This window comes from Lysinibacillus piscis (assembly GCF_026012395.1).
In the GTDB taxonomy this organism is placed as follows: Bacteria; Bacillota; Bacilli; order Bacillales_A; family Planococcaceae; genus Lysinibacillus; species Lysinibacillus piscis.
Genome location: NZ_BRZA01000002.1, coordinates 753,279 through 777,654 on the forward strand (window position 1 = coordinate 753,279; position 24,376 = coordinate 777,654).

At 37.5% G+C, this 24,376-nt stretch carries 20 protein-coding genes, 1 pseudogene and 3 CRISPR repeat arrays (1 of these 24 running past the window's edge); of the genes and pseudogenes, 11 read left to right on the top strand and 10 right to left on the bottom strand.

Features of this window, described 5'->3' with window-relative positions; translation table 11 throughout:
• Window positions 1–2,092: direct repeats of the CRISPR family, unit length 33 nt; unit sequence GTCTCTCTCTTTATTGAGAGAGTGGATTGAAAT (it extends 1,032 nt beyond the left edge of the window).
• 299 nt (window positions 2,093–2,391) lie between these two features.
• The 6 genes from OPF91_RS10270 to aac(6') all read right to left on the bottom strand — a co-directional run bounded on the left by OPF91_RS10270 (window position 2,392) and on the right by aac(6') (window position 8,737).
• On the bottom strand, window positions 2,392–3,192 hold the full coding sequence (locus tag OPF91_RS10270; RefSeq protein ID WP_264988658.1) for an alpha/beta hydrolase: 801 nt from the start codon (window positions 3,190–3,192) through the stop codon (window positions 2,392–2,394).
• Window positions 3,189–4,157: an ABC transporter substrate-binding protein gene (locus OPF91_RS10275; RefSeq protein ID WP_264988659.1), complete on the bottom strand. Its 969-nt coding sequence runs from the start codon at window positions 4,155–4,157 to the stop codon at window positions 3,189–3,191. The genes OPF91_RS10270 and OPF91_RS10275 overlap by 4 nt, the downstream gene beginning before the upstream one ends.
• A gap of 45 nt (window positions 4,158–4,202) precedes the next feature.
• A complete protein-coding gene (locus OPF91_RS10280) occupies window positions 4,203–5,363 on the bottom strand; it encodes a helix-turn-helix domain-containing protein (protein WP_264988660.1) in 1,161 nt (386 codons plus the stop codon).
• A gap of 41 nt (window positions 5,364–5,404) precedes the next feature.
• Window positions 5,405–7,027, bottom strand: coding sequence for a helix-turn-helix domain-containing protein (locus OPF91_RS10285; RefSeq protein ID WP_264988661.1), 1,623 nt, complete (start codon window positions 7,025–7,027; stop codon window positions 5,405–5,407).
• A 104-nt stretch (window positions 7,028–7,131) separates the two neighbouring features.
• Window positions 7,132–8,085, bottom strand: coding sequence for an ABC transporter substrate-binding protein (locus OPF91_RS10290; protein ID WP_264988662.1), 954 nt, complete (start codon window positions 8,083–8,085; stop codon window positions 7,132–7,134).
• Between the two features lie 217 nt (window positions 8,086–8,302).
• Window positions 8,303–8,737, bottom strand: a complete 435-nt coding sequence (aac(6'), locus tag OPF91_RS10295) for an aminoglycoside 6'-N-acetyltransferase (RefSeq protein WP_264988663.1) — start codon at window positions 8,735–8,737, stop codon at window positions 8,303–8,305.
• Window positions 8,738–8,832: 95 nt separating this feature from the next.
• Here aac(6') and OPF91_RS10300 point away from each other — a divergent pair, with 95 nt between their 5' ends.
• The 4 genes from OPF91_RS10300 (at window position 8,833) to OPF91_RS10315 (ending at window position 11,152) form a co-directional block, all read left to right on the top strand.
• Window positions 8,833–9,423: a DNA-3-methyladenine glycosylase I gene (locus tag OPF91_RS10300; RefSeq protein ID WP_264988664.1), complete on the top strand. Its 591-nt coding sequence runs from the start codon at window positions 8,833–8,835 to the stop codon at window positions 9,421–9,423.
• Complete coding sequence (locus tag OPF91_RS10305) at window positions 9,410–9,829, top strand: hypothetical protein (RefSeq protein WP_264988665.1); 420 nt, start codon at window positions 9,410–9,412, stop codon at window positions 9,827–9,829. Before OPF91_RS10300 ends, OPF91_RS10305 begins: the two co-directional genes overlap by 14 nt.
• Window positions 9,830–9,937: 108 nt before the next feature.
• The gene (locus OPF91_RS10310; protein ID WP_264988666.1) at window positions 9,938–10,507 is read left to right on the top strand and encodes a TetR/AcrR family transcriptional regulator; all 570 of its coding nucleotides are present in this window, start codon (window positions 9,938–9,940) and stop codon (window positions 10,505–10,507) included.
• A gap of 18 nt (window positions 10,508–10,525) precedes the next feature.
• On the top strand, window positions 10,526–11,152 hold the full coding sequence (locus tag OPF91_RS10315) for a DUF2306 domain-containing protein (RefSeq protein ID WP_264988667.1): 627 nt from the start codon (window positions 10,526–10,528) through the stop codon (window positions 11,150–11,152).
• 24 nt (window positions 11,153–11,176) lie between these two features.
• Here the strand turns inward: OPF91_RS10315 and OPF91_RS10320 are convergent, their stop codons facing one another.
• The 3 genes from OPF91_RS10320 to OPF91_RS10330 all read right to left on the bottom strand — a co-directional run bounded on the left by OPF91_RS10320 (window position 11,177) and on the right by OPF91_RS10330 (window position 12,857).
• Window positions 11,177–11,440 carry an excalibur calcium-binding domain-containing protein gene (locus tag OPF91_RS10320; RefSeq protein WP_264988668.1) on the bottom strand — a complete coding sequence of 88 codons (264 nt, stop codon included), beginning with the start codon at window positions 11,438–11,440 and terminating at the stop codon, window positions 11,177–11,179.
• Window positions 11,441–11,477: 37 nt separating this feature from the next.
• Window positions 11,478–11,939 (bottom strand): DinB family protein, encoded by a 462-nt coding sequence (locus OPF91_RS10325; RefSeq protein WP_264988669.1) that lies wholly within the window; start codon window positions 11,937–11,939, stop codon window positions 11,478–11,480.
• Between the two features lie 72 nt (window positions 11,940–12,011).
• A complete protein-coding gene (locus tag OPF91_RS10330) occupies window positions 12,012–12,857 on the bottom strand; it encodes an MBL fold metallo-hydrolase (RefSeq protein WP_264988670.1) in 846 nt (281 codons plus the stop codon).
• A 336-nt stretch (window positions 12,858–13,193) separates the two neighbouring features.
• Window positions 13,194–14,442: a CRISPR direct-repeat array (repeat unit 33 nt; unit sequence ATTTCAATCCACTCTCTCAATAAAGAGAGAGAC).
• A 338-nt stretch (window positions 14,443–14,780) separates the two neighbouring features.
• Between OPF91_RS10330 and OPF91_RS10335 the strand changes: the two genes are divergently transcribed.
• From OPF91_RS10335 to OPF91_RS10355, 5 genes are all read left to right on the top strand, one after another.
• Window positions 14,781–15,212, top strand: coding sequence for a BrxA/BrxB family bacilliredoxin (locus tag OPF91_RS10335; RefSeq protein WP_264988671.1), 432 nt, complete (start codon window positions 14,781–14,783; stop codon window positions 15,210–15,212).
• A complete protein-coding gene (locus OPF91_RS10340) occupies window positions 15,200–16,000 on the top strand; it encodes a class I SAM-dependent methyltransferase (protein WP_264988672.1) in 801 nt (266 codons plus the stop codon). The genes OPF91_RS10335 and OPF91_RS10340 overlap by 13 nt, the downstream gene beginning before the upstream one ends.
• A gap of 727 nt (window positions 16,001–16,727) precedes the next feature.
• Window positions 16,728–17,984, top strand: coding sequence for a Y-family DNA polymerase (locus tag OPF91_RS10345; RefSeq protein WP_264988673.1), 1,257 nt, complete (start codon window positions 16,728–16,730; stop codon window positions 17,982–17,984).
• Between the two features lie 15 nt (window positions 17,985–17,999).
• A complete protein-coding gene (locus OPF91_RS10350; protein WP_264988674.1) occupies window positions 18,000–18,341 on the top strand; it encodes a YolD-like family protein in 342 nt (113 codons plus the stop codon).
• The gene (locus tag OPF91_RS10355) at window positions 18,334–18,675 is read left to right on the top strand and encodes a YhjD family protein (RefSeq protein WP_264988675.1); all 342 of its coding nucleotides are present in this window, start codon (window positions 18,334–18,336) and stop codon (window positions 18,673–18,675) included. The genes OPF91_RS10350 and OPF91_RS10355 overlap by 8 nt, the downstream gene beginning before the upstream one ends.
• A gap of 323 nt (window positions 18,676–18,998) precedes the next feature.
• A CRISPR array of direct repeats spans window positions 18,999–20,591; the repeat unit is 29 nt; unit sequence GTTTTTTATTAACTAAGTGGAATGTGAAT.
• 189 nt (window positions 20,592–20,780) lie between these two features.
• On the opposite strand, the gene OPF91_RS10360 is transcribed toward OPF91_RS10355, so the two are convergent.
• Complete coding sequence (locus OPF91_RS10360) at window positions 20,781–22,367, bottom strand: catalase (RefSeq protein WP_264988676.1); 1,587 nt, start codon at window positions 22,365–22,367, stop codon at window positions 20,781–20,783.
• Window positions 22,368–23,181: 814 nt separating this feature from the next.
• Between OPF91_RS10360 and OPF91_RS10365 the strand changes: the two genes are divergently transcribed.
• Entirely contained in the window at window positions 23,182–23,691 is a 510-nt protein-coding gene (locus OPF91_RS10365; RefSeq protein ID WP_264988677.1) for a DinB family protein, read from the top strand.
• A 91-nt stretch (window positions 23,692–23,782) separates the two neighbouring features.
• Window positions 23,783–24,233, top strand: a pseudogene (locus OPF91_RS10370) (helix-turn-helix domain-containing protein); the annotation flags it as partial.
• Between the last annotated feature and the right edge of the window lie 143 nt (window positions 24,234–24,376).

Here is a 24,376-nt window from a genome sequence, read left to right on the forward strand (position 1 = left end):
TGGATTGAAATTGCATTAGATGATTGTTTGCACACGATTACAGCAGTCTCTCTCTTTATTGAGAGAGTGGATTGAAATCATTCGCCTTAATAAAAGTCGCAATGAAAAAATCGTCTCTCTCTTTATTGAGAGAGTGGATTGAAATGCTACCCATGGATTTAACGCAGCACTACGAGCTAATCGTCTCTCTCTTTATTGAGAGAGTGGATTGAAATTTTTTAAGAGCATTCCCCGTGGTTGAGACAGCCGTCTCTCTCTTTATTGAGAGAGTGGATTGAAATGGTGATGGGCTGATTTTGTACTGGCAAGGGCTTCGGTCTCTCTCTTTATTGAGAGAGTGGATTGAAATTGTAAAAACTGGATCACTTGTCCCACCACTTGCCTGTCTCTCTCTTTATTGAGAGAGTGGATTGAAATGTTTCTTGTAGATGGTGTACCAATCACTTTAAAGTCTCTCTCTTTATTGAGAGAGTGGATTGAAATCAGTAATTGGTGTTGATGTTGAGGCTTTGAATACAAAGTCTCTCTCTTTATTGAGAGAGTGGATTGAAATTTTATTTATATGCTCACCTGCATCCAAACGTCTTTGGTCTCTCTCTTTATTGAGAGAGTGGATTGAAATCGCAAAAGTAAATTTGCGTGGACGCTTTACTCGCGTCTCTCTCTTTATTGAGAGAGTGGATTGAAATTCTCCTGTCAATTAATTTTAAGGCCCATCTGGAGTCTCTCTCTTTATTGAGAGAGTGGATTGAAATTACAGCTTTACCTGTTTCTTTGATGGTTACTTGTGTCTCTCTCTTTATTGAGAGAGTGGATTGAAATAAATGTGTCAAATAATCCAGCAAAGCTCATCAATGTCTCTCTCTTTATTGAGAGAGTGGATTGAAATGTCTTGGACGGAAGCGGATTATTGTACCCGAAAGTCTCTCTCTTTATTGAGAGAGTGGATTGAAATCATTATACAAAACACGAACATATGTGTCTATAAAGTCTCTCTCTTTATTGAGAGAGTGGATTGAAATCAGTAGGAGAACTGCATGAGTGTGTCGAAAACCGTCTCTCTCTTTATTGAGAGAGTGGATTGAAATTTTAAAACCGACACAGCCGACTTAGCACCCGATTTGTCTCTCTCTTTATTGAGAGAGTGGATTGAAATTTCCATCGGAAAAAGAGCAGTCTTTTTATTTTGGTCTCTCTCTTTATTGAGAGAGTGGATTGAAATCATTGAAATTCTACGTGAAAAATATGCTACTCAGTCTCTCTCTTTATTGAGAGAGTGGATTGAAATCTACGCATTTGTACCAACAGAGCGTATCCCTGAGTCTCTCTCTTTATTGAGAGAGTGGATTGAAATAAAACGTATTGAAGAAATACGAATTGATTTGCTGTCTCTCTCTTTATTGAGAGAGTGGATTGAAATCATTGTCTAGGCTCAATTGAGCGAATGTATGGCGCGTCTCTCTCTTTATTGAGAGAGTGGATTGAAATAATGGAGCCATAAAGCTCTCTTTCTTCATCGCTTGTCTCTCTCTTTATTGAGAGAGTGGATTGAAATATAAAGACTATATCATTATTTTCATAGCCTCCAAGTCTCTCTCTTTATTGAGAGAGTGGATTGAAATCTTGATAACCTTTGGATCATCTGTTTCCAGTGTGTCAGTCTCTCTCTTTATTGAGAGAGTGGATTGAAATTTGCCAAGATTGTGTTAATTGTAAGGCTGCCTTTTCGTCTCTCTCTTTATTGAGAGAGTGGATTGAAATATCTGGTCAGTCGTGGCAGAACCATTACGAATAGCGTCTCTCTCTTTATTGAGAGAGTGGATTGAAATTATGCTATGTATCAAAATAAGCAGAAAGAGGATGGTCTCTCTCTTTATTGAGAGAGTGGATTGAAATTGTATCATTTCCATTGGCGTAATATCCCTCCAAGTCTCTCTCTTTATTGAGAGAGTGGATTGAAATAGTAATTGAACGACTTATTCCTATTCAACGTAGGTCTCTCTCTTTATTGAGAGAGTGGATTGAAATCCATAAAGGCAGTGGTAGGCGCTTTTGCTCTGTCTCTCTCTTTATTGAGAGACGAGATTAAAATTACACATACACTTGTTGGTTTGTACTAGGGCAGTCTCTATGAAACTTTCATCAATCTGTTTACACATACGGAAGCGATTTCATTAATTGATAAAATTGATTAATGTTGCATTGTTTTCAATAGAAGGCTTGCCTATTGTAATGGCTCGTTATTTAGAATGGAAGGTTTCAAAGGGAGAGTGTCGTATATACGTGAAGTGTATATCTCGCTATGATTATAAATATTTTCAATAAAGATTACTAAAGCTAAAAAATACCAAAGTGTTGATTTAATAACACTTTGGCATTTTTAAATACGCATTATGATTGCATAAAGCGAGGTATTCTACTAAGCATACAAGGGAGGACACTAACATGATCTTCTGCGGAAAATTTGACATAGCTTGTGTGCAGATTTTTGTCCAATAGCTGTTGTATTTGTTCCGCTACCTGATCGGTTCCTTCTAGCATATCAGGCAATTCATTCGCTCCAATTGTGAGGAGTAAATGAAGGGGCTGTTCACCTTGCCATGTTTCGATAAAGGTATCTAATTTCTTTAGGATGGCATTGTCTCCCCACCAAACAGAGGGGCTTCCAGCGATGATATGGCTAAATAGCCGTGGTCTTGTACATAAAGTATACAATGTGAATAGCCCGCCCAAGGAATGACCGACAATTGCTTGTTTCGCTGGATTAATAGGCCATTCCTTTGCTACAGTAGGCATAAGCTCCTGTTCAAGAAAGTCGAGAAAATCGTCAGCATGACCATTAGATGGCCAAGGTGTACCATCAGGACGAGAGGGTAACTGCTGTTCACTGACTGGCGGTGTGAAATCATGGCATCGACGCTCTATATCAAAGGGCTCTTTTGATGGATAGCCGATGCCAACAACAAGAATCGGGTCAAAGCCTTTTGGTTTTCTTGTTTGGAGCTTTACTGCCTCTGCAAGTGTTGAAAAGAGGGCATCTCCATCTAAGGCATAAATGACTGCATAGCCATCTGCTGGAGGCTCGTCGACTGGCGAGGCAAACAATATCCGATAATCTAGCTGTTGCTTGGAAGTCATGGCATATTCAAAATAGTGATCTTGCTTATAAGGTATTTTGGTCATTGTGTTCATGGCGCTAAAAACTCCAATACATCCTCGATAACCTTTCCTTGTGCATGAATGCCACCATTTAGCCAATGATCGCCTGATGTTTCGTATACTTGCCCGTTTTTAAAGGCAGTAGTACTTTGCCAAATAGAGCTGTCCTTTAACTCCTGTAAAAACGCATCGCCTAAATGACCATCATTAATCAAGAAAATAGAGTCTGCATCTAATTCAGGTAAAATTTCTAACGATACTTCAAAGGCTCCATTTTTCACAAAATCACTTTGCGTAAAGCCTAATTCATGTGTTAATACATAGCCACTAAAATATTCATCTGTCATGAAAAACATTCCTTTTGCGTTAAAGCGGATTAACGCTACTTTTTTACCTGCTGTAGCAGAAGTGAGCTGTGCTTTTGCTGTATCGACCTTAGCTTGATATTGCTGTAAGGCTTGCGTTGCTTTATCTTGCTCATCTAGCAATTGTCCCATTACTTGAATCGTATTTTCTACACTATTCGATGCGTTATCAAATACATAAGTAGGGGCAATTTTCGCATATTGCTCATATGTGCCATTTTCTACATAAAAAGAGTTAGGTAAAATAATCAAATCGGGTTTGTAAGCCATCACAGCTTCAGCAGATGGTGGACCACTGGCAAAGCTAATTTCAGGCACATCCTTTAACTGATCCTGTAAATAAAGCTGTGGTGTTACACCATTTGACCATTGTGCAACGGGCTTGATATCAAAAGCTAGTAGGGAATCCTCTAGAATAGGTGCAAATATTTTCGTAGGCTTCGCTGGTAATGTCACATCATGACCAAGCTCATCCTGTACTGTTAATGGATAAAGTTTAGTTTCTGCTGGTGCTGGTTTTTCTTCCTTGGCCTTCTCAGGGGAAGCACTGCAAGCTGTTACGATACTAATTGCTAACAGTAAAAGGACCATGATATAGATTGGTTTGCAAATAATTGACGATTGGTTGTTCATGCTGTTTCAAGTCTCCTTTTTGATGATAATCATTCTCAAATAGGATTATAAGCTAGCATTTGATAGGATACCATGGACAGAAACAGGAAATGGATTTGGATTTTTCCCTGTTAGCATTAGTAATGTTTCATCTAGCATACGGTTGATGGCAATGGCTGAATACTCGAACCAAGGATTGGATGGAAGAACATAGACATGCCCATTTTTGACTGCTTGTAGCTTTTTCCAGCTATCAACATATTGTAGTGCCAACCAATAATTACGCGTGCTTGCATCAGGACAAATAATGAGCAATAAACGGTCAGGATTAATGGCAAGTAATTCTTCAAGTGTCATAGGCTCATTACATGTTTGCCGCTGTGTATCAATAGGCTGAAGCTGTAAATCGGTAAATAAAACATCTTGAATGCCTTGATTGCAATAACAAAATAGTTGATCTTCACATAATCGCAGAACAGCGAAAACATCTTGTTTTGCTACTTGTTGGATTGCTTGCTTGGCTTGTAATGCTTTCTGTTTATAGTCATGAATAAACTGTGTGCCTATATTTTGTCGATTGATAGCACTAGCAATTTCCATTAGCTGTGTTTGCCAATTATTTGTTTGAATATAAATCGGTTTAACGCCAATGGATTCTAGCCAGTCAACCATGATAAGAGAAGGCTCCTCCTGAAAAATATGGATATCTGGCTTGACTGATGCTAGTTTTCTAAAATTGTCCTCTGACTCGGTATCAAAAATAGTTAAATGGGCGTGAATGTGCTCATGGTAATGATTGTAATAATAAGGGCTCCATTTCGCATTCATGGGCGCTGCAACAGGGAGTATACCAAGCGCTAATAGATTGCCCATCGTAGCTACAGAAAAAGTAGAAATGCGCTGACGGGCTGCTTTACTATAGACAGATGGTGAAACACCGACCTCTTTTTTGAATTTACGGCTAAAATAAAATTCGTCACTATAGCCAACTTCTCTAGCAATATCACGGAGTAATAAGTCGCTATCACGTAGTAGCTGTTTGGCATGACCAATACGCAGCTCTGTCAAATAATCCGTAGCACTTTGCCCATATGCTTTTTTAAATGCCTCACCAAAATAGCTGGCACTTAAACCAGCAATATAAGCTAGATGCTCAATGGATAGGGGCAGATGATGGTTTTGAGCGATATAATCTCGAATATCCTTTAAGGATATGGACGTTGTCATGTTGAAATTGCACCTCTTGTCATTTTTACTTGATGAAGCCATTACGAGATATGACCTAATAGTTGTGGCAATGCATGTAGCAGTTTTTCTCTTGTAAAAGCATCATTATAGTTCCACTTAGCTGCGTCTATTAAATAAACATGGTTTTTTTGCACAGCAGGAAGGCTCTTCCAAATATCGTTATTCATTAAGTCTAGCGTAGCAATTTGAGCATTAAGTTGATCGGATAAAAGCATGAATATTCGATCTCCTGCATATTGTGGTAATTCATCGACTGTGATTTCTTTATAGCCTAACCGTGCTTGAAGTAATTTCTGAACGTGCTTCTGAGGCTGAAAACCCTGTGGATGAAAAAGGGTAGGGGATAGCCCAGTACAACCCATCGCAAAAAGTCGATTCCCATGATCTATAATAAAAACAGAAGCCGTTTCGCCTGATTGAATAACAGATTGCAGTTGTTGCCACATGTGGGTTTCCTTTTGCTGATAATGTGATAACCAGTCCTCTGCACGCTGTTTTTGACTAAGCCAGTTACCTAATAAGCGAATTCGTTCATCAAGGGTATCCCAAGAATTATGTGTCACGGTAGGGGCGATATCGGCTAGATTTTGATATTGTTGTTCATCACTATTGGTAAAAATAATTAAATCAGGATTTAACATAGACGATTTCTGAATGTCAATGGGAAAAGCTACATCCTGAATAGCTGGTACATGGTGTTTATAGACAGATTTATTAATAATGGATTTATAACCACCTATGGGCTGAATATTAAAAATAAGCATATCGCCAAACGTTTCTCCATGGTAAATAATGCGATGAGGTGCATAGGGAATTTCTACTTTATGACCAGTCCAATCCGTGACAAGCACTTTTTGTCGCTGTTGCCGAGCATATTGTTTCGGAGGCACTCCAACAATTTGTCGAAAGCGTCGATTAAAATAATATTCATCATCAAAGCCCACCCGTTGTGCAATATTTTTTAAAGGCTCATTTGTTTGCTCTAGCAGCTTTTTCGCCTTTTGCAAACGTAGATCGGTGATATAATCGAGTGGCTTTTTGCCTGTTATTGTTTGAAAAGCGGCACTATATTGCCATTGTGCTATACAAGCTAATTCTGCTAGTTCCTTCACCGTTAAAGTCTGTTGATAGCATGTATGGATATAGTCAATGGTTTGTTCAACGGCCTTTGTCATATTTAATGTGTGCTGTTTATGAAGTTGTGGCTCAAATAGCATACTGAACAGTTCATATAATAGACTTTGCTGTTTCAAGTAATCAGGATGCTGTTTCAGCTTATATAAATTTTCTGTAAGGCGCAAAAAGCGAGTGTAAGGATATAAAGTAAAGGCAACTTGCTCAGAGAAAAGTTGCCCTTTGTAGACAGCAAGCTCCTGATGTACGGTCTGGAAAGCGCTAAAGGTTATTTGATAAAAACAGGCATCTTCATCTATAGTGGATATATCTACTGTAGAATAGGGCTGTATAAGAAAAATTTTCCCTTTTGTCACAACATGGGGCTGCTCATCAATCGTTAACGTGCCGTTGCCCTGTTTAAAAATAATTAATGTATAGTGAGCAGCTGTTAAAAGAGGCTGACGCTGTGAAATATAAGTAATATCTATAAGCTGAAAAAGGAATGTTGAGGTGTTCTTGTCTTGCATATATGTATGTCCTTTCTTAAATGAAAATGATTATCAATTAATCGTATTGTATAAAAAGTGAAGAGACATTTCAATAGCAGATGAAATGTCTCTTCAAAATATCATTATTTTTTTAGGATAGTAGGTAGTTCTTCTAATAGCCATTGTCTAGTAGAGGCATCGCTATCGCTTTTTTCGATATCAATCGTATAGACATGTCCATTTTTCACAGCAGGTAGGTTATTCCAAATTGGACTTTCCAGCATGTCTTTTGTGGATTGTTGCGCTTCATTATCTACTGGTGTAAGGATGAAAATATGGTCACCTGCATATTCAGAAAGAAGTTCTGTGGAAATTTCAGCAAATCCTGTCTCCGCATCAAGTATTTCTTGAATTTTGTCATTTGGCTTCAGTACTTTTGAATCGTATAAAATTTGAGAAAGCCCTGCACGTGCCATTACAAATAAACGATTTCCTGGATAATAAGTTAAAACGGATACTGTTTCATCTTGTTTCACAGTGCCGTCAGCGACAAGTGACTGCCACATCGTCTCCGCTTTTGCTGTATAGTCATTGAGCCATTGCGCTGCTTCATCTTTTTTATTCAATATATCGCCTAGCTCAGTTAAACGTTGATCTAACGGTGCAAACGTATCAAAGACAATCGTTGGTGCAATTTTAGAAAGTTGCGCATATATTTTTTCATCAGTTGTCCCAATAATAATCAGGTCAGGTTTCAGTGCCAATGTTTTTTCTACATTGATTGGAAAACCAACGTCCTCCACATCTTTTACACGATCTTCCCAAGCATAATTGGTAATCCATGAGAACCCTGCACCCACTGTTTGGATGTCTAAAGCAAGTAAATCACCATAGCCTTCTCCATGGTAAACCACTCGTTCAGGATTGACAGGGATTTCTACCTCATGACCTATATAGTCTTTATAAGTGCGTGTTTTGGCTTCAGTTGGTGTATCTTCTTTTGTTGTTTTTTCCTCTTGTCCACCACAAGCAGCCAGTAAAATGCCTATCATTAATAGCAAGCTATAAATAAGCAGTGATCGATTGAACTTTTTCATATTTTTTCCTCCGTAAAGCTATTTATTAGATAATGAGAATCATTATCGCTGTTAATTAGCATAAAATAGTCCTTTCTCTTGTACAATGGAGAAATTAAAGAGGGTATATTGATATTTATCCAAAATGTAATGGAGTGCCTAATTCAAATTTGGATAGAAAGGGCGCAATAGAGCCAAGCATATGAGGTTTACTATGCTTGGCTTGTACTGTCCGACATTATAATTTTTTGGTAAAGCATACGATTCGATTTGCTTCTTGAAAACCAAGCTTTTTGTGAACGGCTATACTTTCAGCATTCTGCCATTCACAATCACTCGCAAACTCAGTGCAGCCCTGCTGTTTTGCCCAGTGCTCGCAGGCAGATACAAGCTGTTGAGCTATGCCACGTTTGCGGTACGGTTCTTGAACAAACAAGCCCTCTAAATAGCCAACAGGACTTGAGCTTGTGCCTTCTACATAATCGGTGCGCAGTTGGCATTGTGCAAAACCAATTGCCTCAGCTCCCTCATAGGCTAGGAGGATGGTGGCGTTGTGTGCTGTGATAAGCTGTGTCATTTCTTCTATAAATGCGGATAATGTGTGATTTGGCCATAATAATAAAGCTAATTGTGCGGCTTGTTGTGCATCTTCTGCTACTGCTTGTTTAATCATACAAAAACCTCCTTCTATCATGTATTATAGCTTGTAGGACGAAACTTCTGTTGTAGAAAAATCGTATATATAGAAGACACGGGAGGGATTTATGTATGACAAGATGTGGATGGGTAAAGTTAGAGGAGCCCTTATATGTAGCGTATCATGATAAAGAATGGGGTGTACCTGTTCATGATGATCAGCATTTATTTGAAATGATTTGTTTAGAAGGGGCACAGGCAGGCTTAAGCTGGTGGACGATTTTACAAAAACGAGAAGGCTATCGTGCAGCCTTTGACCAATTTGATGCAACGAAAATAATTCATTATACAGAGGACAAGTTACATGAATTGCGTGAGGATACACGAATTGTACGCAATAAATTAAAAATTGCTAGCGTTGTCACAAATGCGCAGGCTTTTTTACGCATACAAGAGGAATATGGCTCATTCTCACAGTATATTTGGCAATTTGTTGACCATCAGCCAATTATTAATCATTGGGCATCGCTTGCCGAAGTACCTGTGACAACAGAAATTAGTGATCGTATGAGTAAGCAATTGAAGAAGGATGGCTTTAAATTTGTCGGCAGTACGATTTGTTATTCCTTTATGCAGGCGGTTGGCATGGTAAACGACCATGTGGTGGATTGTTTATGCCGCAGTGAAAGGACAGAGGAGGAGCTTGTGCATGAAGCTGATTAAATTTTTACTTGTGACGATACTTGTGCTTGGATTAGCTGGCTATGCAGTTTATTATTTCGGTATGGATTTTGCTTCTGAAAAAATAGCGGAGACGGTGACGACGGAATTAGTAGATAGTGGACAGGTGGAAGCGGTCAAGCAAGTGATTGAGCAGGATGCGGTACTTGCAGGCTATATGGAAGAGGCAAAGGCGGCTGATCCGAGTGAATTACCTTTTACAACAAAGGAGGAAGCGACAAAGGTATTGATTCAAAAGGTTGGCGTGACGACATTAAATGATATTCGTGTGAAGGCACAAAACGGTACGCTGTCACAGGAAGAGGTTATCCAAGAAATCCAAGGGAAATTAACACCAGAAGAGCAACTTGCTTTAAAGGTCATTGTCTATCAAGAATTGTATAAATAAGTGTAAAGTGTCACACAACGTGGCACTTTTTATTTTGACAAGCTATTGTCATGGACTAGTAAACCCTGTATATTTTAATTAACCACCGTTCAATTAAAAGGAGAAGCTATGACACCACGTAAACCAGCAGGGCAGGAATTAACAAGAGAAATGATTATCGATGTTGCAAGAAAGCAATTTCTTGAAAAAAGCTTTCAAGAAGTATCTATGCGCGTCATTGCGACAGAGTTGGCATGTAGCCATGGTGCTATTTATTATCATTTTAAAAATAAAGCATCCTTATTTTATGCCGTTGTGGAAGAATATTTTGCCGAATTAGATACGCTTTTAGCCAATACATTAAAGGAAGAGGGGGAGCCCGACACAAAATTGATTCATATTTTTCTTTGTTTGATGAGGTTCGGTCTGAATAACCAAAGTCAATATGAATATATGTTTGTCATGAGGAATGAGGAGGTGAATAGTTTATCACAGGAAGCGGCTAGTAAAAGCTATGCGAAATTTGCACAAGCTGTCCATCCACTTTGTCGAGAATCCATCATGTTATCAGATATATACTCTGTTTTTATGGCGTTACATGGCTTTATTGTCCACCATCTGCATCATAGTAAAAATTTTGATGAGGTAAAGGAAATCGCATTTTTACATGCACAGTTTTTAATGAAAGCAATTCGTTGAAAAGGGAGCGTATTGGCGATGAAAAAACATATGGGGTTATGGATACTTGGTCTATTTGCTGTTTTAATCGGGATCTATGCTATCGTACAATATGGCATTATTGGCGTAGAGCAATCGGGTTTTTATCAAACGAAAGTGAATGTGTATAAGGAATGGCTGTCTAGTATATGGCATCCAATGTTAGCTACGCATATTGTTGGTGGAACAATTGCATTAGTAATTGGACCATTATTATTTGTCAAAAAAATAAGAGCGACAAAGCTATGGCTACATCAAACAATTGGCTATCTTTATGCAGGGAGCATTGTTTTAGGGGGGATTGCAGGGGGCTATGTAGCCTTTTATGCAACAGGTGGGCTAGTAGCACAACTTGGCTTTTTCTTCCTTGCGATTTGTTGGCTAGGTACAACAGGGATGGCTGTTTATTATGCGGTAAAAAGGCAAAGGTCTATTCATCGGCAATGGGCGATTAGAAGCTATAGCTTAACATTTGCTGCTGTAACATTACGTTTATGGCTACCATTGTGTATGGTGCTGTTTGGAGAGGAGGCATATCCAACGTATTACGCCGCTATTGCATGGCTATGCTGGGTGCCGAATTTACTGTTTGCGTGGGTGTATACGAAAAGGGATAATAAAAAATAGACAAAGCGCTTTGTCTATTTTTTATTACCTTTCACAAGCAATGCCATCATTATCACGATCTTTAGAGGAGTTTACTTTATATAGCTCGGCTGATACAAATGGAGCAAATTTCGTTTTGCCACCTTTATTTTTGACGTTAGCATCTTTTGCCACGCCACCTTTATAGTCTTTATTTAATTCCGCACAATTTGAATAAGATTTTGCTGCTGCATCTGTTGAAATTGGAGCAATGAGTGCACCGCCAATTAGTAATGTGCTTACAATAAGTGTTGTTGCTCGTTTTTTCATGTTCATTTCCCCCTCAATAGGTTGTTGCTATCAATGATTATTTTGCCATTTTACGAATATAGACTACTTGTCCAATATGATAAGCATTATGTGTAGTAGCATTGGCTATAATTCCCCACCATTCAGCTTTCACAGCATATCCATTGACAATCGATAAAAGTTGTTTTTCTTCAATAAGTGCTTGCCAATGAAGCAATATTTGTAGCAACTTTTCTTTTAATGCAAGGAAAGTTATGCCGTCCTGTACCAAAAATGTCTCTGCATTATCGGTTTGAGCATCAGCATTTACTTGATTCGCCTTATACCATAATTGCCAAGTTTCATTCCAGTAAATTAAATGTTGGACAATTTCAGCAATACTATGGCTGGTATCATCAGGTTTCCAAAAGGCATCTGCTTCAGAAAGTCCATCAACAGCCTCAGCAAATGAAAGATACCAACTCGGATCATTGGCATTCGCCAGCAATTGGTCTGATAAGATGGTTTTAGCTTCTATCATGTATGTATCATCTCCTTTAAGTGATAAGTGAAAGAAATAACCACTCCATATTGAATGAAGTGGCTATTATCATCATGATTGAACGATACGGTCATTCACAAATGCTTGTAAGAAAAACAATTCATTGTCGTTAGGATCTCTTTGCTTTTCTGCTTTAAAACAATCTACTGCATTTTCGAGGGAGGTAGATTGGGCAGCTTGACTTGCCGCTACTAACTCGTCCCAATAAAGAGTCATCTCATGTAAATCACAAATGGATTCATGACCAAGCAGGAACCATTCCGCATCATATTTTTGAATATCCGTAATCATAGGTGCTAACAAAGACTGCTTGAAATGGAATAGCGAATTTGTCGTTGTCCCATAGGCAGCATCACCTAAAAACAAAACCTTTTCATCAGGAATATAAATAACGGTAGAGTCATCTGTATGTGTGCTTTGAATACTTTCAATTAGGCAAACTTTATTCCCTAAATCAATGGTTAATGTATGCTCAAAGATAATATCTGGAGAATTCAATTTGAAAACATCTCTGTTGGGTATCTCAGTTTGTATAATTTCCATACATTTAGCACTTATTTGATTCGTATTTACATACTGTTGTAGTGAATCATCATCAAATTGATAACTTTGCCATTCCTTTAATCGTTCATTTGTTTGACGATTAACAATCACAGTTGCATCAAATTCATTCATACCAAGAAAGTGGTCCCAATGTGCATGGGTAATGACTACATATTTAATAGGTGGCACATTGAGTTTTTCGATTTCTAGTAAAAATTCTTTCGCATGTTGTGTTGAATTGCCAGTATCGATAATGAGACTATATCGGTCACCACACACTAATCCTAATGTAGGACGGTCTTTATCGTCTTGGTTGGATAAATAATAAATCGTATCACTTAATTTATTTAACATGTTCAATCTCCTCTATTTTAGCGATTCATTCGATGAAAGAGAAAATCTACATGTTTATTCTAATTTTAATAAAATAATAGAAGATTTTCTCAGGTTATTTTTTTACCATTGGACCTGTACCTCCTTTTGTACTGAGGAAAATTATAGCAGATAATTAGTTTGAATAAAATTTTTTTTTAGAAAAATTTAAATAGTTTGTTTCTATGTGCTATTTATTTGTGGTATATGTTTTGTGAATGATTGTAAGAACAAAATGTGTGGGAGAGGTGTATTTCAGTTCAATCTCTTAATGGAGAGAAATATTTTTCAAAAGTTGCTGAAGTATGCACTTTTCCTATTTCAATCGACCCTCTCAATAAAGAGAGAGACGCTTTTGTTGCGGGGGCTAATATTGCGATAAAAGCGGTATTTCAATCCACTCTCTCAATAAAGAGAGAGACAACATGGAGATACAAATATTATGGTATTAGAAATTTCAATCCACTCTCTCAATAAAGAGAGAGACCTATATGCATTATGGTGATGAGCGTATGATGCATATTTCAATCCACTCTCTCAATAAAGAGAGAGACGCTATTAGTAATCCGCCAAACATCCCGCCAACAGCATTTCAATCCACTCTCTCAATAAAGAGAGAGACGCAGTATAACATCCATGAACATCACCTATGTGATATTTCAATCCACTCTCTCAATAAAGAGAGAGACAATTTTTGAGAAAAAGTGCTTTTTCTTTTCTGTATTTCAATCCACTCTCTCAATAAAGAGAGAGACGAGCAGTACAAAAAAGTTCCAGAAATGGCGATTCTATTTCAATCCACTCTCTCAATAAAGAGAGAGACAAGCCTTTTATCATCTGCAATCACATCAACGATAATTTCAATCCACTCTCTCAATAAAGAGAGAGACATAACCTAAATCAGTAAGCTGTTTAAGCCACTTTTATTTCAATCCACTCTCTCAATAAAGAGAGAGACTATTGCTTAATAAATCATCACGATAAAAATAAGCAATTTCAATCCACTCTCTCAATAAAGAGAGAGACATCTTGTAAATTTGATTTCACATAATAGTTATCTTATTTCAATCCACTCTCTCAATAAAGAGAGAGACGATAACTGGGTAGGAGAAGCCCCAGAAGGATATAAATTTCAATCCACTCTCTCAATAAAGAGAGAGACGATTTAGCAACAGTTTTTAGTCGATATACCCGTGATGATTTCAATCCACTCTCTCAATAAAGAGAGAGACAAATAGCCACAATAATATCTTGTATCTCCACTATCATTTCAATCCACTCTCTCAATAAAGAGAGAGACTTATGGAGTCGTAAATCCTTATTTGGCTACGCTCATTTCAATCCACTCTCTCAATAAAGAGAGAGACGTGGCAACTATTTTAGTTCCAATCGTTATCAAAATTTCAATCCACTCTCTCAATAAAGAGAGAGACTACTATCAAATTCCACAGGCATATGTATCCTCAATTTCAATCCACTCTCTCAATAAAGAGAGAGACTTAACCAGTTAATACTAGTGATTACCTCATTGACGATTTCAATCCACTCTCTCAATAAAGAGAGAGACGGTGAAAAATGAGTGAAAAATAATAATTATCGTCGTTTTTCACTAAAATAATAAATCTATAGATAATATTATCCTATTCAATATTCCATTTCAATGGAATATCCTCAACTTTGTTGGTGCGAATCCCCCTAGAAAATCATGTTTACTTTACATTCGCACCAACTATTTTTCTAACTATAAAATCAAAGCCTTGTCTATATTAAAACTCTCTTTAACATCACAAAAAACTCACATTTTTCCCGAAATTCTACGAAAACCTATGAAACTCAAATCTTTTACAGCGCTCAAAAACCTTGCTATAATAGGCTTTGTGAATATACATGAAAGAGGGTAAAAGCATGAATGCGTACGATGAATATATGAAACAAGTAACACAGCCAATGCGTCAGGAATTGGTGGATGCAGGCTTTACACAATTAACAACAGCTGATGCAGTAAATGAATTTATGGCAGAGCAAAAGGGAACAGCATTAGTAGTTATTAACTCTGTCTGTGGGTGTGCGGCAGGCTTGGCACGTCCAGCAGCAAATGAAGCAATTGCAGAAGTGAAGCCGGATCAGTTAGTGACGGTATTTGCAGGGCAGGACCCAGAAGCAACTGCGACGATGCGGGCATTTTTTGAGGAAGTACCACCAAGCTCTCCTTCAATGGCCATTTTAAAGGATGGGCAACTTGCTTATTTCATTCCACGTGAAAATATTGAAGGCTTTCCAATGGAGCAAGTGCGCGACCATTTGGTAGATGTATTAAAGCAAGTATGTGCGGAGTAACGGTTGTCACAACAGCAGGAAGACCAGACGAATTGTCAGAGAAGCTCGCACAATTTGTATGTGAAACGCTAAACATTGAATTTGTTGCACGTCAAAAACGTTCAGTTGCGGCGATTGGGCATGAATTACAGGCAAACGTAATTGTAGCGGGCAAAAATCGTTATGAGTATTATGCGAAAGGTGCGAATGCGCCTTTCTTTTTTCATCCCAATTCAGCGGCATTTCGTTTGAAGCGGGTGGCACGTGGTGAAGCGGAGCCAATGCTGGACGCTTGTCAGCTTACAATGGGGGATTCCTTTTTAGATTGCACACTTGGTATGGGAGCAGATAGTATGCTGGCGGCGTTTGCAGTGGGGGAGCAGGGTACAATTGTTGGACTTGAGGCGAATCACAATATTGCTTTTATCGTGAAACATGGGATGCAGATGTATGATACGGCGAAATTACCTTTGACTGCTTGTATGCGACAAATTGACGTGGTGCATGCAGAGGCGGTTGAATTTTTAAAGCAGCAACCTGCAAATGCCTTTGATGTCGTCTATATGGACCCTATGTTTGAGGAGACTATTGAGGAAGCGAAGAATTTTGAAGCACTACGTCAGGCTGGTAATCATTTGGTGTTGACGGCTGAATGGGTGCAAGAGGCGCTACGTGTAGCGAAAAACCGTGTTGTGTTAAAGGCACATTATCAATCGGCTTATTTTGAGCAGTATGGCTTTCAACGCTTTACCCGTCAGACGGCGAAGTTTCATTATGGTGTGATTGAAAAGAATGAACTTTTTGACTAACATAAGATGGTGCGATAGCTTTGAAAAGATGAAAAATTCAAAATGCCTATAAAGCTTTGCTATAACAGCGATTTTACTTTTTAAACACAATGTGTTATAATTAGTTCATGCTATTTTAGGTGGCATATTTCTGTAATCTGGCATTCTACTTTTTGTTTTTGATGATGCTTATTCACACTGGCGCATGCTTTGGGGCTGCAAGGACGCAAAAGAAGGTTGGGTTTGCGTTGCTTAAGTTAGAAGGCATACAGTGGAATTTTATCGCGGCACTTTATATTCCCCAGATGATTGGGTTGAGACTTTTACAATTTACGAAAATGTTACCTATTAAATACTAAAGGGGTGGCTTCGCATGAGTGCGAGGTCACCCCTTGTCTAATTGTTTTGGTAACATGTACGTCAAAATAGGATTACAGAGCAGTTATATTATAGGAGTTCACTAAAATCAAATGTATTTTGTTAGAAGAAGTTGAGTAACTAAGACGTTTGAATGCTAAGTAGAGAATACTTGAAACAATGAATGGAAAATAGCTTATTTTTGTAAAGAATTTTTAGAAGAACAAGTAGAGTATCTTTTATTATAGGAATAAATTTCAGAATAATTTTAATTTTTGTATTATCTTAACTACTATATATTTAAAATTGAATAAATTACCACTTGTAAAATAGCTATAGGAGACATACTATAAATACAAACAAATGTTCTGTGAGAGGAGCGTATATTTGTATGGATTATGAAAAAATGCCGGATCGCCCAATTGTATGTATTGATATGAAATGCTTTTACGCAAGCTGTATGGCGATGTTGCATGGACTTGATATTCTACGGACGCCAATTGCAGTGGTAGCCAATTTTACACAGCCTGGTAGTGTGGTGCTTGCGGCTTCACCAATGATGAAAGAAAGATTCCATATTCAAACGGGTAGCCGTTATTATGAAATACCAAAGCATTCAGATATCAAGCTGTTTGAGCCTAAAATGAGCTTTTTTTTAGATGTGTCAATGGCGATTACACGGCTTATCGCCCAGTTTGTGCCAAGAGAGGCGGTTCATATATATAGTGTGGATGAAAGCTTTATTGATTTAACTGGGACAAAACGATTGTGGGGCACGCCTGAAGAAACAGCAAAAGCAATTCAACAGGCTATTTACAATCAATTTTGTATTCCTTCATCCATTGGCATAGGACCAAATATGCTGATGGCAAAGTTAGCACTTGATTTGGATGCGAAAGACACGGGGTTTGCGCAATGGACGTACGATGATGTTCCCAAAAAGCTTTGGCCAGTTAAACCATTGTCCCGAATGTGGGGGATAGGGAGCCATATGGAATCCAAGCTACATGAATTAGGGATATTTAGTGTCTATGATTTAGCCCATGCAAATCTTACTATGCTTGAAAAATATTTTGGCATTATAGGTAATCAACTTTACTACCATGCATGGGGAATTGATTTATCAACGTTTGAGGAGCCTTTAGTAAAAGAGCGAATGAGTTTAGGTAAGGGGCAAATGCTTATGCGTGATTATCATACAAGTCAGGAAATTTTAGTTGTGTTATTAGAGATGTGTGAAGATGTTGCCAAAAGAGCTCGACTTGCTGGTTATGTAGGGCGAACCATATCTCTAGGTCTCTCTTATAGCCATACCGCTATGACCAAAAGCTTTTATCGTTCCAAAACCATTTCAGAACCTACTAATGAGACGTTGCAACTATATGCTGTATGTAAAGAATTACTTACTATTCATTTCGCTAATAAACCAGCAAGGCAACTTTCTGTACGTATTTCGAATTTAGAATGGGCATCCAGTATACAGCTTGATTTATTTGACACAAGGAAAGAGCAACGTCAAATACTTGGTCACACAATGGATGCCATTCGTGAACGCTTTGGTGAAACATCGATATTGCGAGCAGTATCCTTCACGAAAAATGGCACAGCGCTAAAGCGTAATCAACTGGTTGGAGGACATATTGGTTAAGGGGAGGGGTTAGTGATGATGAAAGATAGAGGTACTATCAAATGGATGCCTATGATGTTACCTGAGCATGTGAGAATGTTACATGACTGGGAGCAAGAGGAGTGCTGTGTATTCCCTAGTGAAAAAATGGAGTGGGAGCTAGAAGAATTACAGCAAATGATTCAACAAACGGTAGGTACAGGGAGTATCTTACAGTTTAGATGGTGGGAAAATCAATCATGGCAAGAAGCGGTAGGTATGATTACAGCAATTGATAGAACCACACATGAGCTACTACTCGAAACATCATTGACAGTAAAGCGAATTTCCTTCTCTTCTATTGATGTTGTACAGTTAGTGGATGACTACCATGATTAATTGTGAGGTTCGTCAAGAAGTTCATGGATTTCTTATACTAGATCTCGCCATTCGTTCCTTGCAAAATGACTTATCAACACTGGAAACATTAAAAATGAAAAAATTTTATCTGGGTATCGTTGAACAAGCATTAAAAAATTTGAGGCATGATTATTATAATTATAAACGAAGATTAGCCAAAAAAGGGATTCACATTGTTTGTTGGATGAAAGTAAATGAATATTTTAGTGATGTAAAAATAGCAACACAAGGCAATGATACGATACTTCGATATGCTAAACAGGCTTTAAAAAGTCAAGTGGAGCAACTACTTTTGCATTATATGAACAAATAACCAACTTAGCAAAGTGCCTTGAGAAAAGAGTGAAGAAAAAGCTGTAGCTCCAGAAAAGGATTTTGAAAGTATGTTTTTATAAACTAATTAAGGATTTTTATAATGCATTGTCTAAACCAAAAAAGGTTAGTAGGCTGAAATTGCAGTGAATCGATTTTCATGATGAAGTGAGTTCAGCCTAGATGTCACAGGGCTTCAACCCATTTTTGGCATCCAGGATAAATTCAACACTACCGATTGACTGCAAAAATCTAAATCTGCCAATGAAAGTTAGTGTAGCAAACCATTGATATCACTAGCTTTTTTGGTTATTATTGAGGTGGGTTTTTTATTAACTAAGTGGAATGTGAATTTAAGCGCATAACTACATCAAGATACATAGTAATCACGTTTTTTATTAACTAAGTGGAATGTGAATTTGTTAGTTATAGTACCTAGACCTGATACGATATTACTGTTTTTTATTAACTAAGTGGAATGTGAATTATAATTATCAGGGTTAACTTCAACAGTTAGTGTTTGTTTTTTATTAACTAAGTGGAATGTGAATCTAATAATAAGGCATCTTCTAATTCTTGAATCTTTTGGTTTTTTATTAACTAAGTGGAATGTGAATAGTTGTAATTGCGTCGTATCACCCCGAATTTCTTTCAGTTTTTTATTAACTAAGTGGAATGTGAATGTTTCCGGAAGTGCAGCATATAAGCGATGTAAAGCAGTTTTTTATTAACTAAGTGGAATGTGAATAAAAAAGACTTAAATCGCAAGGCGGCTGATTTTATGTTTTTTATTAACTAAGTGGAATGTGAATTTGAAACAATAAACGATATGGATAGTCAAGTCGTTAGTTTTTTATTAACTAAGTGGAATGTGAATTTGGAAAGATCCTTTTCATATAGTAGCAACCACACCGTTTTTTATTAACTAAGTGGAATGTGAATTTCGTTACTACACACAATGGTTCTACTGCGTGTTAGTTTTTTATTAACTAAGTGGAATGTGAATTTTACTTTAATCACAAATACACATTTCAATCAATATAGTTTTTTATTAACTAAGTGGAATGTGAATATGCAACTCATGCGTCGTGTCTCGGTTGATTTAAGTTTTTTATTAACTAAGTGGAATGTGAATAGTATAATCGAAATATTGCTTGCGTTTAACATCATCGTTTTTTATTAACTAAGTGGAATGTGAATAGTCTACTTCAGAAGGAGATACTGCAAGTTTGGTAGTTTTTTATTAACTAAGTGGAATGTGAATGTGTACACATTAGATTACATAATTAATCTACTATTGGTTTTTTATTAACTAAGTGGAATGTGAATTAAAAGGTGTGACAGAGGTTTTACAGGCTGTTTAAGTTTTTTATTAACTAAGTGGAATGTGAATCAATCATGACAATCAATTCCTTTGCAGATGGCTTATTGTTTTTTATTAACTAAGTGGAATGTGAATTTAAAGAGCTAGACAACGTAGTGTTACTAGACACTTTCGTTTTTTATTAACTAAGTGGAATGTGAATTCGCCTGCTCGAATATCCAAGCAGGTAGAAGGATTAGTTTTTTATTAACTAAGTGGAATGTGAATAATTTTGATATAGCATCCCATGACAGTAATTACAACGTTTTTTATTAACTAAGTGGAATGTGAATGATTAAAGGTGTGACAGAGGTATTACAGGCTGTTTAAGTTTTTTATTAACTAAGTGGAATGTGAATCAAAATGCTCTAATAGCATATCAAGCTGCGTCATCAGTTTTTTATTAACTAAGTGGAATGTGAATCTTCGACTAATTTTGCTTGCTTCATGTATACCACTTCGTTTTTTATTAACTAAGTGGAATGTGAATTCATGCGTTGCGGATTGTCCTGCCAGCCCAGTTCCGTTTTTTATTAACTAAGTGGAATGTAAAGATGTAGATGATTATCAATGTACATCATTTCTATCTGTTTTTTATTAATAAATTAGCCCAATTTCATACATTATTCAAAAAATCCCCTTTAAGTAGGATATTAACTACAGCGTACTGTAGTTTTCAACATGGTCTACTTAAAGGGGAGATAATATTAATCCTCTCTTGATGGGATAAAGCTTTTAAAGTGTTAATAAGGCTCGGCATCATGACCTTTATTAATGGCATCTTTCGGCGCTTCGTTACCCTCTATATTGCCAAGTGGTTTTGAAGCACTAGCATCATTTTGTGCTTTCTGCAAGCCTGCCTTCAATAAGCGACCGTATTCCTCATCGGCTTCCTCTGCCAAAGCAAGCATGGCTTTTTGAATATCGACATGACAGACCGATAAATCACGTATTAAATTGGTAAGTAGCTCATCACGTTCCCATTGCTCAAAATTACGATAGGTTTCACCAGCTTGCTTCGTATTGTTTTGACGATCGATGGATTCACGAACAAGATTTCCTTCAATATATGGTGTATACTCTTTGCCACTTTGTGTTGCTTCCTTTAAGCCATTTAACATGGAAGGCTCGTAATTAATATGTGGATTTTGCCCATGCGCTAAATCGCGTTTATACATCATTTGCCCACCGCTTTGATTTGTTGCAACATGCTTTTTCGGTGCATTAATCGGTAGCTGTAAATAGTTAGCCCCTACACGATGACGTTGTGTATCAGAATAGGAGAATGTGCGACCTTGTAACATTTTATCATCTGAAAAATCTAAGCCATCGACGAGTACGCCAGTGCCGAAAGCTGCCTGCTCCACCTCAGCAAAATAATCTTCAGGATTTTTATTTAACACCATTTTGCCAATGGGATACCATGGGAACTGATCATTTGGCCAAAGCTTTGTATCGTCCAATGGATCAAAATCAAGCTCAGGGTGTGGACCATCCTCCATAAATTGAATATTGAGCTCCCATTCAGGATATTCTCCACGTGCAATCGCATCATATAAATCCTGTGTAGCGTGATTGAAATTTTCCTTTTGAATTTCTTCCGCTTCTTGTTGTGTTAAATTTTTAATGCCTTGAAGCGGCTCCCAATGATATTTCACTAGAACAGCCTTTCCCTCATTATTCACCCATTTATAAGTGTTAACACCAGAGCCCTGCATCATGCGATAGTTTGCTGGAATACCCCAAGGTGAGTAGACAAGCGTCACCATATGGAAGGTTTCTGGAGAGCTCGCACAAAAATCAAAAAAGCGTTCCACTCTTTGAAGGTTGGTAATCGGATCAGGCTTAAAGGCATGAATCATATCGGGAAACTTCATGGCATCACGAATAAAGAAGATTTTTAAATTATTACCGACTAAATCCCAGTTGCCATCCTCCGTATAAAACTTTACGGCAAAGCCTCGTGGGTCTCGTAATGTTTCAGGGGAATGACCTCCATGAATTACAGTAGAGAAACGTACAAATACAGGTGTTTGCTTGCCCTTATCTTGAAAGACCTTTGCACGTGTATAGTTAGAGATGGGCTCATCACCAACAACACCGTATGTTTCAAAATAACCATGCGCACCAGCACCACGCGCATGTACTACACGTTCAGGAATTCTTTCGCGGTCAAAATGACTAATTTTTTCTAAAAAATCGTAATTTTCAAGTGTTGCAGGGCCACGGTTCCCAACCGTTCGTAAATTTTGATTGTTCGTAATGGGATGCCCTTGCCGATTGGTTAAAGTTGTATCCTGCTGATGTGTCGAATCGTTTTGCTTTGTCATTAGATAACTCCTTTCGGGTAGATAATGTTATATTGTCCAATATTGGGACGAACTAGACATTTAAATAAAAAGGAGTGAATGGCTAAAAAATTTAGATTCATTAGATAAAAGACATTTTGAAACTATTTTAGCAAACCATAATTCGTAGAAAATTAAGCGAAAAAGATGAGGGCATTTTATATCGTTTTTCTTTATCTTGATTCAGCAAATAGTTTTTGTATCGAAAGTGAAGCGTCAGATACAGAAGACCCCTTCCTCTACAGGGGATGAATGCCTATTTTTACTTCCATTCAGTGGGTGTCCAAAAGCCTGTATCTGTTGCTGCCGCTACGCTTTCGCACAGAAAAACCGTGTGTCATGGATTTGAAGAGGAACTTTCCGAGTGAACTCGGAAAAATCCAGACGCAATTACGCTGGGGCGTAATTGATTACTTAATGATCTATAGGGCGATTTATATAAAATATCACCAGTACACAAAATTAGATGATTTAACAAGTATTCAACCTTTTATTAGTAAGGTCAAGAAAGCCACAATCTATACGAAAACAGCCAATTCATAAAAAGGTTGTTTAAAAATGCATGTTGGAGTATATTTGAAATACCTCCAAACGTGTGTTTTTTTGTATCTAAATTATTTAGTTGAGAGGTGTATTATGGCAAAAAGGAAGAATCAGTAGACATGTACAGAGATAATAGAGTTATTTAATTTACAATTATCTTGCAGTAATGAAATTGAAAATAAAGGAAATATCTTCTTGACAGTCGAATATTAGCCTAGAACCATAATTAACTATTCTGATGAGGAGGATTCTTGTGCGTCCAAGACCATTATTTATTGAAAACCCAGAGCATGAGAGGTATGTTAGTCTTGTGCCAGATGGAGATATTGAAGAAATACTTAGTAAGCAACGAACTAAGACTCTTACCCTCTTAAGCAGCGTGTCAGAGGAGTTAGCAAGGAAGGCGTACGCACCAGGGAAATGGACTTTAAAAGAAGTAATTGGGCATATGACCGACTCGGAACGTGTGATGTCGTATCGAATGCTTGCCATTGCGCGAAATGAAAGTGCACAACTCCCAGCAATGGATCAGGATCAATACGTTGCTGAGGCAAACTTCAACAAATTATCCTGGGAGCAGTTACTAACTGGTTTAGACGCGGTACGCTCCAACACGTTAAGCCTTATTTCAACCATAGATGATGTAGCGTGGGTTCGTAATGGAACTGTAATGAACAGCCCAGTTTCGTTAGGTACCATTGCATATGGCATTGCTGGGCACGAGTTACACCATATGAAAGTGATTAGTGAAAAATACTTATAAGTCCTTTTCTATTAATGAAAAAACCTAATTTCTCATTTGAACTGCACCCCAATTGTTAGACACCATTTAACAATTGGGGTGCAGTTTTTCTATGGTCAAGTATACTGCCGAAGATAAAATACAAGCTGTTGTACGTTACTTAAGCGGAAAAGAAAGTTCCAATGATATCGCTAAATCTTTGGGAACTGATAATAAAGCAATTCTTAAATGGGTGAAATAATATGAATACAATGGTGTTGAAGCTGTTATTCAGCCATATACAAATTACACACTAACGTTTAAAATGGATGTACTAAATTTTATGATTGAAAATGGTACGTCCTTAAACGAGACGGCAGCGATTTTTAAGATACCTGCCCCTTCAACAATTAGTGCTTGGAGAAAGCAATATGAAATTCAAGGATTAGATGTCTTTCAATCAAAGAAAAAGGGGCGTACATCCATGAAAACAATTAAAACAAGCACCAGTTAAAGGCTCTACCGAAGCACTTGAGGCACGTATTAAACAACTAGAAATGGAAAACGAGTATTTAAAAAAGTTGAATGCCTTCGTTCTATTTTATAGCGCCGCCAAGAAAAAATTTTTTATCAATGTGCTATTGTTTTATGCAAGGACAAAATGGTAAGCATCTTATAACAAAACTTGCCCCAATTTTGCCCCGAATTTTGCCCCAACTTTGTGCAT